General features: G+C 29.1%; 18 protein-coding genes and 1 other annotated feature. All 18 genes read left to right on the top strand.

What is annotated here, in order from left to right; translation table 11 throughout:
* The first annotated feature begins 108 nt into the window (after nt 1–108).
* The 18 genes from rpsF (at nt 109) to JFY71_RS00205 (ending at nt 17,643) form a co-directional block, all read left to right on the top strand.
* On the top strand, nt 109–393 hold the full coding sequence (gene rpsF / locus JFY71_RS00290) for a 30S ribosomal protein S6 (RefSeq protein ID WP_243661053.1): 285 nt from the start codon (nt 109–111) through the stop codon (nt 391–393).
* 15 nt (nt 394–408) lie between these two features.
* Nucleotides 409–894 (top strand): single-stranded DNA-binding protein, encoded by a 486-nt coding sequence (locus tag JFY71_RS00285; RefSeq protein ID WP_243661052.1) that lies wholly within the window; start codon nt 409–411, stop codon nt 892–894.
* A gap of 16 nt (nt 895–910) precedes the next feature.
* Nucleotides 911–1,135, top strand: a complete 225-nt coding sequence (rpsR, locus tag JFY71_RS00280) for a 30S ribosomal protein S18 (protein WP_243661051.1) — start codon at nt 911–913, stop codon at nt 1,133–1,135.
* Nucleotides 1,136–1,230: 95 nt separating this feature from the next.
* Entirely contained in the window at nt 1,231–2,316 is a 1,086-nt protein-coding gene (locus tag JFY71_RS00275; RefSeq protein WP_243661050.1) for a glycosyltransferase, read from the top strand.
* Nucleotides 2,317–2,319: 3 nt separating this feature from the next.
* Nucleotides 2,320–4,164, top strand: coding sequence for a polysaccharide biosynthesis protein (locus JFY71_RS00270; RefSeq protein WP_243661049.1), 1,845 nt, complete (start codon nt 2,320–2,322; stop codon nt 4,162–4,164).
* A gap of 12 nt (nt 4,165–4,176) precedes the next feature.
* The gene (locus JFY71_RS00265; RefSeq protein ID WP_243661048.1) at nt 4,177–5,292 is read left to right on the top strand and encodes a glycosyltransferase family 4 protein; all 1,116 of its coding nucleotides are present in this window, start codon (nt 4,177–4,179) and stop codon (nt 5,290–5,292) included.
* Between the two features lie 2 nt (nt 5,293–5,294).
* Complete coding sequence (locus JFY71_RS00260) at nt 5,295–6,455, top strand: glycosyltransferase (protein WP_243661047.1); 1,161 nt, start codon at nt 5,295–5,297, stop codon at nt 6,453–6,455.
* Complete coding sequence (locus JFY71_RS00255) at nt 6,445–7,848, top strand: M15 family metallopeptidase (RefSeq protein WP_243661046.1); 1,404 nt, start codon at nt 6,445–6,447, stop codon at nt 7,846–7,848. Before JFY71_RS00260 ends, JFY71_RS00255 begins: the two co-directional genes overlap by 11 nt.
* A gap of 101 nt (nt 7,849–7,949) precedes the next feature.
* Complete coding sequence (locus JFY71_RS00250; RefSeq protein ID WP_243661045.1) at nt 7,950–8,198, top strand: pro-sigmaK processing inhibitor BofA family protein; 249 nt, start codon at nt 7,950–7,952, stop codon at nt 8,196–8,198.
* Between the two features lie 35 nt (nt 8,199–8,233).
* Nucleotides 8,234–8,878, top strand: coding sequence for a 50S ribosomal protein L25 (locus tag JFY71_RS00245; RefSeq protein ID WP_243661044.1), 645 nt, complete (start codon nt 8,234–8,236; stop codon nt 8,876–8,878).
* A gap of 44 nt (nt 8,879–8,922) precedes the next feature.
* Nucleotides 8,923–9,042: a sequence feature (ribosomal protein L10 leader region), on the top strand.
* A 22-nt stretch (nt 9,043–9,064) separates the two neighbouring features.
* On the top strand, nt 9,065–9,589 hold the full coding sequence (gene rplJ / locus JFY71_RS00240) for a 50S ribosomal protein L10 (protein ID WP_243661043.1): 525 nt from the start codon (nt 9,065–9,067) through the stop codon (nt 9,587–9,589).
* 42 nt (nt 9,590–9,631) lie between these two features.
* Nucleotides 9,632–10,006: a 50S ribosomal protein L7/L12 gene (gene rplL / locus JFY71_RS00235; RefSeq protein ID WP_243661042.1), complete on the top strand. Its 375-nt coding sequence runs from the start codon at nt 9,632–9,634 to the stop codon at nt 10,004–10,006.
* Nucleotides 10,007–10,159: 153 nt separating this feature from the next.
* Nucleotides 10,160–10,495 carry a DUF1622 domain-containing protein gene (locus tag JFY71_RS00230; RefSeq protein WP_243661041.1) on the top strand — a complete coding sequence of 112 codons (336 nt, stop codon included), beginning with the start codon at nt 10,160–10,162 and terminating at the stop codon, nt 10,493–10,495.
* Nucleotides 10,496–10,499: 4 nt separating this feature from the next.
* On the top strand, nt 10,500–11,072 hold the full coding sequence (locus JFY71_RS00225; RefSeq protein WP_243661040.1) for a GNAT family N-acetyltransferase: 573 nt from the start codon (nt 10,500–10,502) through the stop codon (nt 11,070–11,072).
* A gap of 375 nt (nt 11,073–11,447) precedes the next feature.
* Nucleotides 11,448–12,899 (top strand): IMP dehydrogenase, encoded by a 1,452-nt coding sequence (guaB, locus tag JFY71_RS00220; protein WP_243661039.1) that lies wholly within the window; start codon nt 11,448–11,450, stop codon nt 12,897–12,899.
* 221 nt (nt 12,900–13,120) lie between these two features.
* Nucleotides 13,121–13,798 carry a phosphoribosylaminoimidazolesuccinocarboxamide synthase gene (locus tag JFY71_RS00215; RefSeq protein ID WP_243661038.1) on the top strand — a complete coding sequence of 226 codons (678 nt, stop codon included), beginning with the start codon at nt 13,121–13,123 and terminating at the stop codon, nt 13,796–13,798.
* 160 nt (nt 13,799–13,958) lie between these two features.
* Nucleotides 13,959–14,648 carry a hypothetical protein gene (locus JFY71_RS00210; RefSeq protein WP_243661037.1) on the top strand — a complete coding sequence of 230 codons (690 nt, stop codon included), beginning with the start codon at nt 13,959–13,961 and terminating at the stop codon, nt 14,646–14,648.
* Entirely contained in the window at nt 14,635–17,643 is a 3,009-nt protein-coding gene (locus JFY71_RS00205; protein ID WP_243661036.1) for a phosphoribosylformylglycinamidine synthase, read from the top strand. The genes JFY71_RS00210 and JFY71_RS00205 overlap by 14 nt, the downstream gene beginning before the upstream one ends.
* The last annotated feature ends 2 nt before the right edge of the window (nt 17,644–17,645 follow it).

Here is a 17,645-nt window from a genome sequence, read left to right as displayed (position 1 = left end):
TACATAATCTTTATGAAAATTAATTTGTAAAATTATTACTTATATGGTAATATACTTAGGTAATCCTTGCTACGTAAAGTGGCCAGAGACCAGAAGGAGGTGTATTTAATGAGAAAATACGAAGGTGTTTTAGTATTTAAACCAGATTTGGAAGATGAAGCAAGAAATCAAGCTTTTGATCGTATAAAAGAAACTATAGAATCGAACGGTAAAATCTCTGAAATTTCAGACTGGGGTAAAAGAAAATTAGCTTATGAAATTGACTATATTAAAGAAGGATACTATTATATTGTAGATTTTGAAGCTAATCCTGAGTTGATTACAGAGATAGAAAGAAGAAGTAGAATATCTGATGCAATCATTCGTTATATGTTTGTAAGAAAAGATGCATAGGTAGGAGGAATTAACTTGAATAATGTTATATTGATTGGTAGACTTACAAGAGATCCTGAATTAAGATATACTGCAGGAACTGGAGTGGCTATGTGTAGATTTACACTAGCAGTTGACAGAGGTTTATCTAGAGATAAAAAAATGGAAATGGAACAAAAGGGGCAACCAACAGCTGATTTTATTGGTTGTATTGCTTGGGGTAAAACTGCAGAATTAGTTGCTAATTATTTGTCTAAAGGAAGGCAAGTTGCTATTCAAGGAAGAATACAAACAAGTTCTTATGATGGTCAAGATGGCAATAGAGTTTATAGAACTGATGTAGTCGCAGAAAGAGTAGAGTTCATAGGAAGTAATCCTTCTTCAGGACAAGGTATGAATACAGGATTTAATCAAGTTAATAACTATAACCAAAATGCAGGTTTTAATCAAGATGTTAGTGATGATAATTTTGGGTTAGGTGACGATGCCTTCCCATTAAATGATGAAGATATACCGTTTTAATATAGGAGGACTTTAAGTGCAAAGAAGATATAGACCTAGAAAGAAAATTTGTGCTTTTTGTGCTGATAAAAACAAAACCATAGATTACAAAGATGTTAACAATTTAAAAAAATTTGTTAGCGAAAGAGGAAAAATTCTTCCTAGAAGAGTAACTGGTTGTTGTGCTAAGCATCAAAGAGCAGTAACTGAAGAAATTAAAAAAGCTAGACAAGTAGCATTGCTACCATATAGCGCTGATTAATAAATAAAGCTCTGTTGCATAACAGGGCTTTTTCTATTTTTACATAGAATTATGTATGCTATAATCATATATAGATTAGGAAATAGGAGAAAGTTATGAAAATATGCTATCTTGCAGATGCAACTAGCGCCCACACAAGGAAATGGTGTGATTTCTTTTTAAGTAAAGGTTATGAGATTATAATAATTTCTTTAGGGGATGCAGTCATAGAAGGATGTAAAGTTTACTCCTTTGGAATGAAGGATTTAATATTAAAAAGTGATATAAATAAATTATTTAACTATACAACAAAAATTAGAAAAGTAAAAAAAATTATTAAAGAGGAAAATCCAGATATTATTCATGCACATTATGCAACAAGTTATGGAATATTAGCATCGATGTTAAATATTCATCCATATATATTATCTTTTTGGGGTTCAGATGTCTATGACTTTCCAAATAGATCTGCTATACATAAATTTATGTTAAAGCATAATATTAAATCAGCGGATTATATTATGTCTACATCAAAGGATATGAAAAAAGAGATTTTGAAATATACAAATAAGAATATACTTGTAACTTATTTTGGAGTTGATATTAATATATACACTCCTAGGAAAGTTGAAAGATACGATGATTTTACTGTTGGAACGGTAAAATCATTTTATGAGAAATACTCCTTAGATTATCTGATTAAGGGATTTAAAATTTTTGTTGATAAAATTAAAGATGAAAATATTAAACTTTTACTAGGGGGAAAAGGAAAAGAGGAAGAAAATCTTAAAAGATTAACTAAAGACTTAAACTTGGAAAAACAAGTGGAATTTTTAGGCTTTTTAGACCAGGAAAATGTTGTAAAAGCATTTAATAAAATGGATGTTGCAGTATTTCCTTCAACTCAAGAAAGTTTCGGTGTAGCGGCAGTTGAAGCCCAAGCTTGTGGTATTCCAACAATAGTAACTAATGTTGGAGGACTACCTGAAGCAACTAAGCCAGGTGAAACCAGCTTAATTGTTGAGCCGAAAAATGCTGAACAAATAGCAGATGCTTTAGAAAAATTGTATTATGATGAAGAATTACGAAAAAATATGGGTAAAAAAGCTAGAGAATATGTATTAGAAAAATTTGATATTGTTGATAATTTCAACTATGTTGATGAAGTATATAAAAAAATTATTAAAGAAAAAGAAGTGTAAATTATGAGATATTTAAGAACATTAGGTTTAATAATATTAGATATTATATTAATAAATTTTAGTTATTTATTAGGACTTGTACTACGTTTTGATGGTAAAACTCCGGAAATATATTTAAATAGTTATTTTAAATACGCCATCTATATAACATTATTACAAATAGTAATATTTTATTTTTTTGGTCTTTATAAAACCATGTGGAGATACGCAAGTATTGAAGAGTTTTTAAAGGTAATAGGGGCCGTTGTTTTTGCTAGTGTTGCTACAGCGATTGTATTTATAACTTTAATAGATAGAGAGATTCCAAGATCAATATATGTAATGGCACTTTTATTTGAAACGGTGCTAATTTCCGGTGTAAGATTATTTTCTAGGGCAAGGGATGTGTTTTTGTCAAAAGGGTTTAAAAACGGTAAAAAACCAACTTCTCAAATTAAAAGAACCTTAATAGTAGGAGCAGGAGAAGCTGGAGTCTTAGCTCTTAAAGAATTAAGAAAACATAAAGAAATTGCTTCAATTCCCGTAGCTTTTATAGATGATGCTCCAGAGAAAAAGAATAAAATCATAAAGGGTATACCAGTTGTTGGTACAAGACATGATATTCCTAAGGTTGTAAAGGATTATAAAATTGATGAAATACTTGTAGCTATGCCGTCAATACCTGAAGTACAACAAAAGGAAATATTGGAAATAGCAAATAAGACAAAAATTAAGACAAAAATAATTCCCGGCTATTATAAGGTAATAGAAGAGGATAAATTTGATTTAAATCTTATAAGAGAAGTGGAAATAGAAGATTTATTAGGTAGAGATGAAATAAAACTCGATGACAATTCATTGTCGGAATTTATTGAAAATAAAGTCATATTGGTTACAGGTGCAGGTGGCTCTATTGGTTCAGAGTTATGTAGGCAAATTATTAAATATAATCCAAAACAACTTGTAATGTTAGATTTTTATGAAAATAATATATATGATATTCAAAATGAAATAAAGAGAACTTATGAAGACCCTCAAATAGTAGTATTAATAGAAAATATTAGGGAAATGGAAAGAATGGAATATGTATTTGATAAATACAAACCAAATGTAGTGTTCCATGCTGCTGCTCATAAGCATGTTCCTTTAATGGAGGACTCTCCGGTTTCAGCAATTAAAAACAATATATTTGGAACATTAAACCTTTTAAAATGTTCTGATAGGTTTGGAATAGATAAATTTGTAAATATTTCAACAGATAAGGCTGTAAATCCTACTTCTATTATGGGATGTACAAAACGTGTTTGTGAAATAATGGTTCAGACAATGAATGAAAAATCTAAAACGGATTTTGTTGCAGTAAGATTTGGTAATGTGCTAGGTTCTAATGGATCGGTAATACCTTTATTTAAAAATCAAATAAAAGAAGGTGGTCCTGTAACAGTTACACATCCGGACATAATTAGATATTTTATGACTATAACAGAAGCTTGCCAATTAGTAATGCAGGCAGGAGCAATTGCTAAAGGTGGAGAAATATTTATTTTAGATATGGGAGAACCGGTGAAAATTTTAGATTTAGCAGAAAAATTAATAGAATTATCGGGCTTTGTACCATATGAAGATATTAAAATAGAATTTACAGGATTAAGACCAGGTGAAAAACTTTATGAGGAATTACTTCTAAATAAAGAAAACTCATGTAAAACTGAATTTGAGAAAATATTTATAGAAAAACCTTATGTACATGATACTGAAATTTTAAATAAAGGATTAGAGAAACTGGAAAAAGATATTCATAATAATAATAAGCTAGAATTAGTAAATGATTTAAAATATATTGTTCCTAATTTTACTCCAGATATTTAATAGAGGATAATAATGAGAAATAGTGTATTAGAAGTTTGTTCCTATTACATGGGTTCAACTTTATATCAAAATTTATTTGATCAATTTGATAATGAAAAAATTGAACATGATATTTTATATTTTTGTTCCAGTAAAACTGTAATAGAAAGAGAAATACCAAACAATTTAATTGTTTCTCAATCATTTAAACCATTGGATAGAGTTGCGTTTCATGTAAAACATAAGAAGGTCTACAAGGATATTCAAAATAAAGTGGATTTTAATAAGTATTATATGACCCATGCTCATTCCTTGGTTTCAAATGGTTATATTTCAATGAGAATTAAAGAAGATTACGGTATTCCATATATAGTTGCAGTGAGAAACACCGATTTATTTACGTTTTTAAGACTATATCCCTTTGTAAGAAATACAGCAAAGAGAATTTTAAATGAAGCGGAAAAAGTAATATTCTTGTCTCCAACCTATAGGGATTTAACTGTAAATAAGCATGTAAATAAAGTAGATAGGGATAAGATACTGGAAAAATCCATTATATTACCAAATGGAATAGATCAGTATTATTTAGATAATGGACAAATTAAAGAAAAAAGCAATATGCAAGATGCTAATCTAATTTATGTTGGCAGGGTAGATGATTTAAATAAAAATGTTATAACTACTATTAAAGCTTGTAAAGAACTTATAAAACAGGGGTATAATATTAAACTTACCTTAGTTGGAAGGTTAAAAAATTCAATTTTTAAAAAAATAGTTAAAAACAACACATTTATTAAACATATTGCTGAAACTGACAAATATGGAGTAAGAAAAGCCCTAAGCGAAAATGATATTTTTATAATGCCATCTAAAAAAGAGACCTTTGGTTTAGTATATGTTGAAGCTATGAGTCAAGGATTGCCAGTTATATATTCAAAGGGGCAAGGCTTTGACGGTCAATTTCCGGAAGGCTATGTTGGCTACCATGTAAAATATAACGATGTAGATGAAATAGTTAAGAAGGTAAAAGAAATTTTAAAAAATTATAATAATATGTCTATTAATGCAGCGAAATCTGCTAAAAAATTTAATTGGAAGGATATATCCAAAGAATATATAGAAATTTATAATAATATAAGGAATAAATAAGTATGAAAGTAATGATAGCTTCTCAAGGTTATCCTACAAAAAAATATCCTATGAATGGAATTCATCAATTTGCTTATGCAAAAGCCTTGAAAAAACATGGTGTTGACACATATGTTGTTGCATTAGACCTTAGATCTTTTAGAAGAAAAAGAAAATGGGGATATGAAGAAAAAATAGTTGATGGAATAAAAACATATGCAATAAATATACCATTGGGAAATATTAATCAAAAACTTCTATGTAATATAGGAGCTTTTTTCTTAAAAAGAAAAATTGACAGTATATTGAATAAAGAAAAAAACACAGACATTATTCATTCACATTTCACAGAACCATCCTATTCTTTTATAAAGACAATAAAGGATAAGAAAATCAATATACCGGTAATTGTCTCAGAGCATTCTTCCTCTATAAATAAAGAAGATATTAGCCATATTAGAAAAGACAAGCTGGAAGTTGCAAAATATGTATATAATAATTGTAATGAATTATTAGTTGGAAGTCCCTTTTTTCAAGAAAGAATGTATAAGAATTTTGGAGTAAGGCCAATATGTACCCCAACTGTTGCAAACACCGATGTATTTACACTTAACAATTACAATTTTAATAAAAATATATATAGGGTTATATCTACCGGTAATTTAAAATATGAAAAAGGACATAGGGAACTAATTAAGGCATATGGTAGGGTCTTTAGGAATATAAATAGTGAATTAATAATTTTTGGAGAAGGAGAAGACAGAGAAGTATTAGAAGAACTTATTAAAGAAGAAAAAATTAACCATAAGGTATTTTTAAAGGGACATAAATCCATTGAAGAAATTGCTAAAGAATATAATAATGGTGACTTGTTTGTACTAGCATCACATTCTGAAACCTATGGTAAAGCTTACATAGAAGCAATGATATGCGGACTTCCGGTAGTAACAACTAGAAATGGTGGAAGTGAACATTTCATACAAGAATTCAATGGTACTATTGCAAATGTATTAGATGTAAATGATTTAGCAAATAAACTTGAATTCATGTATAATAATAGACATAAGTTTAATAAAAAAATAATTAGTGGATATGCAAATAGAAATTTTTCGGAAAAAGCTTCTATTTTAGAATTAAAAAAAATATATTCTGCAGTTTTAAGGGGAGAAAAATATGTCAGATAAAAAAAGAAAGAGTTTCAGTGATATTAATAAAAAATATAGTTTTTTAGACGAAGGTGTAGAAGGATTAAAAAATAGAAATGTTACACGAGATGAAGAAGCTAGAAGAAGGACAATGTCTGAAAACTCTGAAAAGAACAATAGACAAGGTAGGAATCAACAGACTCATAGAAATCCTAGAAGTAACAATAATAGACAGGATTTTAGAGATCATACAATAAAAATGGACGCTCAAGCTATTGAAAAAGAACGTAGAAGAGTTGAAATGAAAGCAAGAAGGGAAAGAGAACAAAAAAGAAAAAAAAGATTAACAATTTCAGTTTTTCTTGGAATAGTAATAGTAGTAATTGTAGCCTTTGCCTTTAAAACATGGCTAGACAAAGGAAACGCAAAGACAAATCCTATTGTTGCAACAGAGCCTGCTGAAAAGAAACAAAACAAAGAAACGGATGTTGAAACATTAAAAGGTTTCGTTGTTACTACAAAAGCTACTAAATGTTTTGAAGATAGTAATGATTCCTCAACGGAATTAAAGGAAATTCTAGCAGGGGAATATTTGGAAAAATATGGAACAGTTGATGAATTTACAAAAATTAAATACCAAGGTACTGAAGGCTATGTTCATACAGTAGACATTACTGAAATTAGTAAAGAAGACGAACTTAAAGTAATAGACGGTATTTTAATTGTAAACAATAAATATACTTTGCCTGAAGAATATGAAGCAGGTAAAAATAGTGAAGCGAATACAAACTTTGATATTATGGTAAAAGCTGCAAAAACTGATGATGTTAATATTAAAGTAGCAAGTGATTATAGAAGTTATGAATTACAAAAGAACAACTCCTATGATAGCGAAGGTATTAGTGCATATGGTGAATATTTAAGTGATGGTTCTCAAGTTCCAGCAGGGGCAAGTGAACACCAAACAGGTTTGGCCTTTGATGTATATGGCGAATATGATAATAAATATAGTAAAAACTTCGCTGATTCTAAAGAATATAAATGGCTAAAAGAAAATGCTCACAAGTATGGTTTCATAATTAGATACCCTGAAGGAAAAGAAGAAATAACTGGTAGAAAAGCAGAGCCTTGGCATTTAAGATATGTTGGTACTAAAGCTGCTAAGGAAATACATGCTAATAACCAAACATTAGAAGAATATTTAGGATTAGTTAAAAACACTGGAAATGAAGATGAAAACACCAATAATGAATTAAAAGAAAACAACAATTCCAATAATGATGAGAAGAATAATTCTTCAGCAGATAATAATTCATCAAACAATAATGACAGTAACTCCCTAGATAATAATTCTAATGAAGAGAATAATAATAGAAGTTCAAATAAAAAAGAAGATTCCGATAATTCTAAAAATAATGAAAATAACAATTAATTCAAAAATCAACAGTTTAAACTGTTGATTTTTTGTATCTTTTTAAGCAGTAAAAATATGATAATATCATATGAAGAAGAATTATCAAAAGGAGAAAATCAATGGATAAGATTATAGAAATCTGTATTATAATTGCACTTATATTTGTATTTTTTAAATTAATAAAAACTTCCATAAAGTTTTTTGGTAAAATTATAATAAATGGTATAATTGGAGTAGTGAGTCTTTTTATATTTAATGCTATAGGTGGAATTATAGGTTTAAATTTAGCCATAACACCTATTAATGCAATTATTTCAGGAATATTTGGCATTCCTGGTATAATTGTGTTATTATTTATAAATGCATAATAAGTTATTAAGACTTTATAAATCAGGAGGTAATTATGTCAGAATTTAAGTTAGAAGCTAAAATAAGAAAGAGTATAGGTAAAAATAAAGTAGACAAATTAAGAGTTGAAAAATTAATACCTAGTATCGTTTATGCAAAAGGTAAAGAAAGTATGCCAATAGTACTAGATGCAAAAGAATTTGATAAAATATATTTAGGAGCTGGTACAAGTAATATAATCGATTTGGAAATAGATGGAGTAACTAAACCTGCATTAATTAAGGAAGTTCAAAAACATCCATTTAAAAATCAATATATTCATGTAGATTTTCTTGGAGTAGATATGTCTGAGAAGATGAGAGTTGTAATTCCAGTAGTACTAGAAGGAAGAGATTCAATAAGGGTTCAACCATCTGTATTAATGCAATTAGTAAATGAAATCGAAGTTGAATGTTTACCAGCGGACCTACCAAGTGAAGCAATGGTAAATGTTGAAGAAATGCAAATAGGAGATACTTTATTAATTAAGGACCTAGATGTATTTAATAACGAAAAAGTTGAAGTATTAGTTGATCCAGAAGAAGTTATAGCAACATTATCAGAGCCAAGAGAAGAAGAAATTGAAGAAGAAATTGAAGAAGTTGATGCTTCAGACGTTCCAACAGTTGGAGAAGAAGAGGAAGAAGCTTCTGAAGAATAAAAAAATAGTTGACAGAATTTGAGATTCTGTTATACTTATTATGTTAATTAAATAGTTGGCTACCAAAGACCGTAGGTATCGAAAGATTTAAATATCCTACCGAGGTGGATAAGATAAATATAATATCTTTCTGCCTTTTGGTGGAAAGATTTTTTTATGTGTAGCCGTAGTGGAGGTGAAAGTTTAGTGAAGGATTATGTTTTAGAGAAAAAACAATCAGTAGTTAATGAAATTAAAGAAAATATTGAATCTTCAAAGTCGATTGTATTAGTTGATTATAGAGGATTAAATGTAGAAGAATTAACAGATCTTAGAGACAGATTTAGAAAAGAAGATGTAGTGTATAAGGTTTATAAAAACACTATGATGAACTTTGCTTTTAAGGAACTGGGTTTAGAAGATATTCTTGAATTATTAGAAGGACCTAATGCAGTAGCATTTAGTAAAGAAGATCCTATAGCAGGAGCTAGAATTGCAAATGAATTTGCAAAAGAACATGAAAAACTAGAAATTAAAGCAGGTTATTTAGAAGGCGAATTTTTAGATTTAGAAGCAGTAAAGGATTTAGCATCTATACCAGCAAGAGAAGTATTGTTAGCTAAATTACTTGGAAGCTTTAAGGCTCCAATATCTAATTTCGTATACTTAGTAGATGCAATAGCTAAGAAAAAAGATGAAGAATCACCAGCAGAAGAAGCGGTTGAAGCATAATAAAAAGAAGATTAAATATATAAATTAAACGGAGGTTTAGAAATGTCAGTAGAACAAATATTAGAAGCTATTGAGAACATGAGTGTTCTTGAATTAAATGAATTAGTAAAAGCAGCAGAAGAAAAATTTGGTGTATCAGCATCAGCACCAGTAGTAATGGGTGGACCAGTTGCAGCAGGTGGAGAAGCAGCAGCAGCTGAAGAAAAATCTGAATTTGATGTTGTATTAGAAGCAGCAGGAGCTGAAAAAATTAAAGTTATAAAAGCAGTTAAAGATATAACTGGTTTAGGATTAAAAGATGCTAAAGCATTAGTAGATGGAGCACCTAAAACAATTAAAGAAGGTGTAGCTAAAGCAGAAGCTGAAGAAATGAAAACTAAATTAGAAGAAGTTGGAGCTACAATAGAATTAAAATAATAGCTTAAAACCCTGTGTAACAGTTAATGCTGGAACATAGGGTTTTTTTGTGAGCATGAAAAATTTAGGATGTAGATAACAATATAATTTTTTTGACAAGTTTTCAATGCTACATACTAGTTTATGATAATATTATAAAAAGAGGTGTGGGAATTGTATGTACTAAAAAGTTTTTTAGAAATAACTGTATACATAGTAAAATTAATTTCGGTGGCTACTTTAATAATTGGATTACTTTCATATTTAAAAGATATTCTTATTGCTATTTTTACAAAAAATTACAAGGAAATAAAAAAGGTAAAAAACAAATTAGGTGGAATTGTATTATTAGGTCTTGAAATTTTAATTATTGCAGACATTGTAGAAACCATTATTAATCCGACTTTTAAAGATATTGGACTTTTAGCAGCCATTGTAGCTATACGAACAGCTATTTCTTATTTCTTAAATAAAGAGATTGAAAGCAGTGAAGAGAGTATTAAGAGGTAGATTTATGAATGTAGATGTTAATATTAGCAATATTAAATTAGAAACGGATAGACTTATTTTAAGATCATGGGAAATTACTGATTTAGAAGATTTTTATGAATATGCTTCTGTTGAAGGTGTAGGAGAATTAGCAGGATGGGACCATCATCAAAATATTGAAGAAAGTAAAAAAATACTGGATATGTTTATTAAGGATAAGAAGGTGTTTGCCATTGAATTAAAAGAGAACAATAAGGTTATAGGTTCTTTGGGAATAGAAGAATATGAAGATGAATTAGAAGAACTGAATTTATTAAAAGGCGGGGAAATAGGTTTCGTTATCAGTAAAGAATATTGGGGTAGGAAAATAGCACCTGAAGCAGTATTAAAAGTAATTGATTATTGTTTTAATGAACTAGGTTATGATTTTTTAGTTTGTAGTCATTTTATAGAAAATAAGCAATCTAAAAGGGTTATAGAGAAAAGTGGATTTAAATTTTATAAAAATATTGACTTGAAAATCTCTAGGGGAATTATAAAAGAAGCAAAAATGTATTTATTATTTAATGAAAACAAGGCTATTAATAAAAAAATTTAATAAATTTACAAAAAATTAACTCCATTTCACAATTTTTATATTTGCAAACATTTTCAAAAATATATTAAAAAATATTTTTATATAAATTAAGCCATTATTCTTTTTTAATCTTATTTTCAAATTTAATAAAAGACAATGAGTTTAAAATAGAAGGATTATATTTATTATTTGAAATTTTTAAATTTGATGATTTTAAAGTGCAGATAAACATTTATACTATAAGTAAACGTTATCACGAAATATATCGTTTTCTCCCTATTATAAATGTTGAAATATCAATGTTTTGCTGTTGACAATAGTTGAAATATTTGATAATTTTGAATAAATATTATTACTTTAAATATTTATTCTATAAACAATTTGAAAGGAGAATTTATGGAGTTTATTGGAGAGGGTTTAACTTTCGATGATGTTTTATTAGTACCTTTAGAATCAGAAATTTTACCAGCAGATACTGATGTAAAAACTAAATTAACATCAAAGATTAAATTAAATATACCACTATTAAGTGCAGGTATGGACACTGTAACAGAATCAAAAATGGCTATTGCCATGGCTAGACAAGGTGGAATTGGAATAATACACAAGAATATGTCAATAGAAAGACAGGCTACTGAGGTGGATAAGGTAAAGCGTTCAGAGCAAGGAGTTATTACAGATCCATTTTTTCTTTCACCTGTGCATAAAATATCAGAAGCATTAGAGATTATGTCTAAGTATAAAATTTCAGGAGTTCCTATAGTAGATGAAAATAATATGCTTCTAGGAATAATAACCAATAGGGATATTAGATTTGAAACGGATTTTGACAAGCCAATTGATGAAGCTATGACAAAAGAAAATCTAATTACAGGCGATATTGATATAACTATGGAAGAAGCCTTAGAAAAACTAAAGATGCATAAAATTGAAAAATTACCATTAGTTGATGATGAATATAAATTAAAAGGCTTAATAACCATAAAGGATATAGAAAAAACCGTTAAATATCCAAACTCCGTAAGAGATGAAAAAGGAAGATTATTAGTAGGAGCAGCTGTTAGTACCTCTAAAGATTGTTTTGAAAGAATTGCTGCTTTAGATAAAGCAGGAGTCGATGTAGTTGTTATAGATACAGCTCATGGTCATTCTAAAGGGGTTTTAGAAATAGTAAAAATGATTAAGGCATCTTTTCCTGACTTACAAATTATTGCAGGAAATGTTGCAACAGGTGAGGCAACAGAAGCTTTAATAAAGGCTGGTGCAGATGCTGTTAAGGTAGGAATTGGACCTGGTTCAATTTGTACAACAAGAGTTGTTACAGGAATTGGTGTACCTCAAGTTACTGCTATTATAAATTGTTATAATGTTGCAAAAAAATATAATATACCAATCATAGCAGATGGGGGTATTAAGTATTCTGGAGATATTACAAAAGCATTAGCAGCAGGAGCTAGTACAATTATGGCAGGTTCTCTATTTGCCGGTACTGCTGAAAGTCCTGGAGATATTGTAATTTATGAAGGAAGAAGATACAAAGAATATAGAGGAATGGGTTCTATAGCTGCTATGAAAGATGGTAGTAGTGATAGATACTTCCAAGAGGACAGTAAAAAATTTGTTCCTGAAGGTGTAGAAGGTAGAGTTCCTTTTAAAGGCGAGATTACTGAAATTATTTATCAATTAATTGGTGGCGTTAGAGCAGGAATGGGTTATACTGGTAGTAAGACTATATTAGATCTACATGAAAGAGCTAAGTTTATAAAAATAACATCGGCTTCGTTAGTAGAAAATCATCCTCATGATATAACTATTACAAAAGAATCACCAAATTATACAACTTCTTAATAAACTATTATAATAGTTTAAGAATATACAATTTAAATTTATAAAATTGAAACAAAGCTCATTTTTGGGCGGAAGTATATCTAGGGTTCCGAAAGTTTAAACTTTGCTGGTCCAAGCGATATAAATACAAAAATGTATTACACCTAAGGGATAAAAGCCCAGAGGGGTAGGTTTCGCCGAACCTACCTTTCTGAGCTTTTTTAATACTAAGGAGAAATTATATGGAATTATTATATAAAGGAAAAACTAAAGATATTTATAAAGGAGAAGATGGCAATTTAGTCTTACAATTTAAAGATGATGTTACAGGAGTAGATGGTCATTTTGATCCAGGAGCTAATCAAGTAGGATTGTCTATTGAAGGTGTAGGAAAAGAAAATCTAAAGATGTCTAAATTCTTTTTTGAAAAATTAAAGGAAAATAATATTTCTACCCATTATATTTCAGCAGATATTGAAAATAATACAATGGTTGTTAAACAGGCCAAGGTATTTGGTAAAGGTGTAGAGGTTATATGTAGATACAAGGCTGTAGGAAGTTTTATTAGAAGATATGGCTTATATGCAAAAGAAGGAATGAAATTACCAGCCTATACAGAAATTACTTTAAAAGATGATGAAAGAAACGATCCACTAATAACTAAAGATGCATTATCAATTTTAAATATACTAGATAATGAAGAATATAATATGATTGTTGGTCTTACTAAAGATATATCCGGAATTATTAAAAGAGAGTTAGAGAAAAAGGGCTTAACCCTTTATGATATTAAACTGGAATTTGGTAAACTTGATAATGGTGAAATAGTTTTAATTGATGAGTTATCTGGTGGAAACATGAGAGTTTATAAAGGCGATGAATATATAGACCCAATGGAATTGGGAAAATATCTTTTTTAACAAAAGAATATAATAAAGTATATCTAGGGTTCCGAAAGTTTAAACTTTGCTGGTCCAAGCGATATAATTGCTATGCAATACACCGAATGGAGAAAAGCCAAGACGGGTAGGTTTATTAACTTACCCATCTTGGCTTTATTTAATTATATAAGGAGGAGTCATGAATAAAACTATCTTCATTGAAAAAAGAAAGGAATTTAATTCAGAAAATTGTAAACTATACAGAGAATTTAAAAATTTTCTAAGTATAGGAAACCTACAATCAGTTAGGGTTATAAACGCTTTTAATATTTCTAATTTTACTAAAGAGGAATATGAGGATTTAGAAAACAAATTATTCAAAAATGAAAATACAGATATTTTTTATGAAAATAAAATTCAGTTAGAAGATGATGAAAAAGCTTTTAGAGTACAAGGTAAGGATGGACAATACAACCAAAGAGAAGATATGACAAATGAATATATTAAAAAATTCTTTAGTTATGACAATATTAATATAAAACATTCAAAAGTTATAATTTTAAAAGGAATAGACAATTCTGATTTAGAGAAAATAAAGAAATATTATATAAACAATGTGGATAGTAAGGAAATTCCTTTAGATGATTCTTCTGTTTTTATATTTGAAGACTGTGAAGATAAGATAGAAAAAGTAGATAATTTTATTAATATGAATGAAAGAGAATTGGAAAACTTAATTTCAAACTTTGCCATGGATCTAGATGATATAAAATTTGTACAAAATTATTTTAGGGAAGAAAATAGAAATCCTAATATTTGGGAACTAAAGACAATAGATACATATTGGTCAGACCATTGTAGACATACAACTTTTTTTGACGGAAATTAACAATGTTAATTTTAAAGAAGGTAAATATAAGGAGACTTTAGAAAAAGTATTTAAAGAATATTTAGAATCTAGAAAATTTGCCCATAATAATAGTAAACCTGTTACTTTAATGGATATGGCAACAATTAATATGAAGGAATTAAGAAAACTAGGTTTATTAGACGACATGGAAGTTTCGGATGAAATAAATGCTTGTAGTGTTGAAGTAAAGGTTGATGTTGAAGGTAGAATGGAAGATTGGCTACTACTATTTAAAAACGAAACCCATAATCATCCTACAGAAATTGAGCCTTATGGTGGAGCACATACATGTATTGGTGGTGGAATAAGAGATCCTCTTTCATCAAGGGCCTTTGTACATCAAGCAATGAGAATAACCGGTGCTAAAGATCCTAGGACAAAACTTGAAAACACCTTGGAAGGAAAATTACCACAAAGAAAAATCTGTCAGTCTGCAATGGAAGGCTACAGTGATTATGGTAATCAAATAGGATTAGCAGGAGGCCTAGTAAAGGAAATATACCATGATGGCTACGAAGCTAAAAGAATGGAACTAGGCGCTTTAGTTGCAGGAGTACCAAAAAAATGGGTTAGAAGGGAAAATCCAAATCCAACGGACTTAATTGTACTTTTAGGTGCTAGAACCGGTAGAGATGGTTTAGGAGCGGCAGTTGGCTCTTCTAATGTTCAGGATAAAAGTTCTTTAGAAACAGCTGGTGCAGAAGTCCAAAAGGGAAATCCTCTAGCGGAAAGAAATATTATGAGGTTATTTAGAGATGAAAAGGCAACAAGATTAATAAAAAAATGTAATGACTTTGGAGCTGGTGGAGTTGCAGTAGCAATTGGAGAATTAGCCAATGGATTAGTTATAGATTTAGATTCTGTTCCATTAAAATACAAGGGATTACATGGAGGGGAAATAGCCTTATCTGAATCTCAGGAAAGAATGGCTGTTGTTATAGAAAAAAAGGATATTGATGAATTTTTAGATTTGGCAGAAAAAGAAAATATTGAAGCTACAATTGTTGCAGAAGTTTTTGAAGAACCAAGAATGAAAATGATCTGGAGAGGAAAGGAAATAATAAATCTATCAAGGGAATTTTTAGATAGCAATGGTGCAAGAAAACAAGTCGATATAAATATAAATAGTCCAAAAGAAATAGACTATTTGTTTAATAATAATATAGATGAGAAATCAAATATTGAAGATAATATTAAAAAAATTGTAACTGATATTAGGTATGCTTCTCAAAAAGGCCTAATTAAAAACTTTGACAATAGTATTGGAAAAGGAACTGTACTTTCTCAATTAGGTGGAAAGAACAAAATTACTAGTCAAGAAGGAATGGTTGCAAAATTTCCGGTATTAAATAAAAATACGACTTCTTGTTCAATTATGACCTATGGCTACGACCCATATTTAGCAGAAAAAAGCCAATTTCATGGTGGATACTATGCTGTAATTGAATCCTTGGCGAAAGTAGTTGCTTTAGGTGGTGACTACAAAAAGGCAAGATTGAGTTTTCAAGAGTTTTTTGAAAGATTGGATAAAAATCCTGACAAATGGAGTAAACCTGTTAGTTCTTTACTAGGGGCCTACAAGGCTATGAAAGACCTAAATATACCTGCTATAGGCGGTAAAGATAGTATGAGTGGTACTTATGAAGATATTACTGTACCTCCAACATTAATTTCTTTTGCTGTTACAAAGGAAGACGTAAACAATATAGTAAGTAGAGAATTAAAATCTGAAAATTCTACAATTATTTTAGTTGAAATCCCTCTACTTGAAAATGAACTTTTGAATATTGAAATTTTAAAAGAAAAATATGAAGAAATAAAGGAACTTGTAAATAAGGGTCATATTCTTTCTGCATCTACAATAAGCTCAGGAGGAATTGGTAAAGCCCTTGTAGAAATGGCTATGGGAAATAATATTGGAATTGAAATTGAAGATAATATTAAAGATAAATTATTTAAAAATTTATTTGGCTCAATAATTATTGAAGTAGATAATAGCAATGTGGCTACTATAGGAAAAATAGGTGAAGTAATAGGACATACTAACAACAGTTCCCTTATTAATATTAATAATGAGAAAATTTTAATCGATATTTTAAAAGAAGAAAGCCTTAAGGTTTTAAATGATATATATCCATTAGAAGAAGCAAAAGAAGATAGGGAAAAATTAGATTTAAATTACAAGATAAATAAATTTGAAGAAGCTGTTGAAAAAGAAGCTAAGGTATTAATTCCTGTTTTACCGGGAACAAATGGAGAATATGATTTAGAAAGAACATTTTTAAAAGCCGGAGCTAAGGTTGAAAAAATTGTATTTAATACCTTAACAAAAGAACTGGTTGAAAAATCTTTTATTGAACTTAGAGAGGCAATTGAAAGAAATAACATCTTAGCCTTTGCAAATGGTGCTTTAATGGGTGAAGAATTAGAAAGCAATGGAAAATTAATAGAAATAATACTTTCCCAAGAATCTATAAAAGAAGCAGTAGAGGATTTAATTAAAAATAGAAAAGGATTAGTAATAGGTTTAGGTGCAGGCTTTACAGGCCTTGTAAATTCCGGACTAATAGAATTTGGAGAAATAAAAAAGGGAAGTAGTATAGAAATTGCTAAAAATGAATTTGATGGTTTTATTTCCGATTTAGCAGATGTTAAGCTTGTTTCTAAAAATTCTCCTTGGTTGTCCAAGATGGAAGTAGGCGATGTTTATACAGCACCGGTAGCTACTAGACAAGGTAGAATCCTACTAGGAAATGCAAGGGAAAATTTAATTAAAAACAATCAAATTATAACAGTTACTAGTAAAAATTTATTTAATTCTGAATTATCTATTGATGGACTTATTAGCCCATGTGGTAGAGTAATAGGATTAATAGGATTAATAGACAGAATAGAAGAAGGTTTATTTATAAACAACAACATAAAAGGATATTCAAAAATAATAGAATCTGGAGTTAATTACTTTAACAAATAGGA

The sequence above is a fragment of the Miniphocaeibacter halophilus genome (genome assembly GCF_016458825.1).
Taxonomy (GTDB): domain Bacteria; phylum Bacillota; class Clostridia; order Tissierellales; family Peptoniphilaceae; genus Miniphocaeibacter; species Miniphocaeibacter halophilus.
This window is presented reverse-complemented; position numbering and strand designations above follow the sequence as displayed.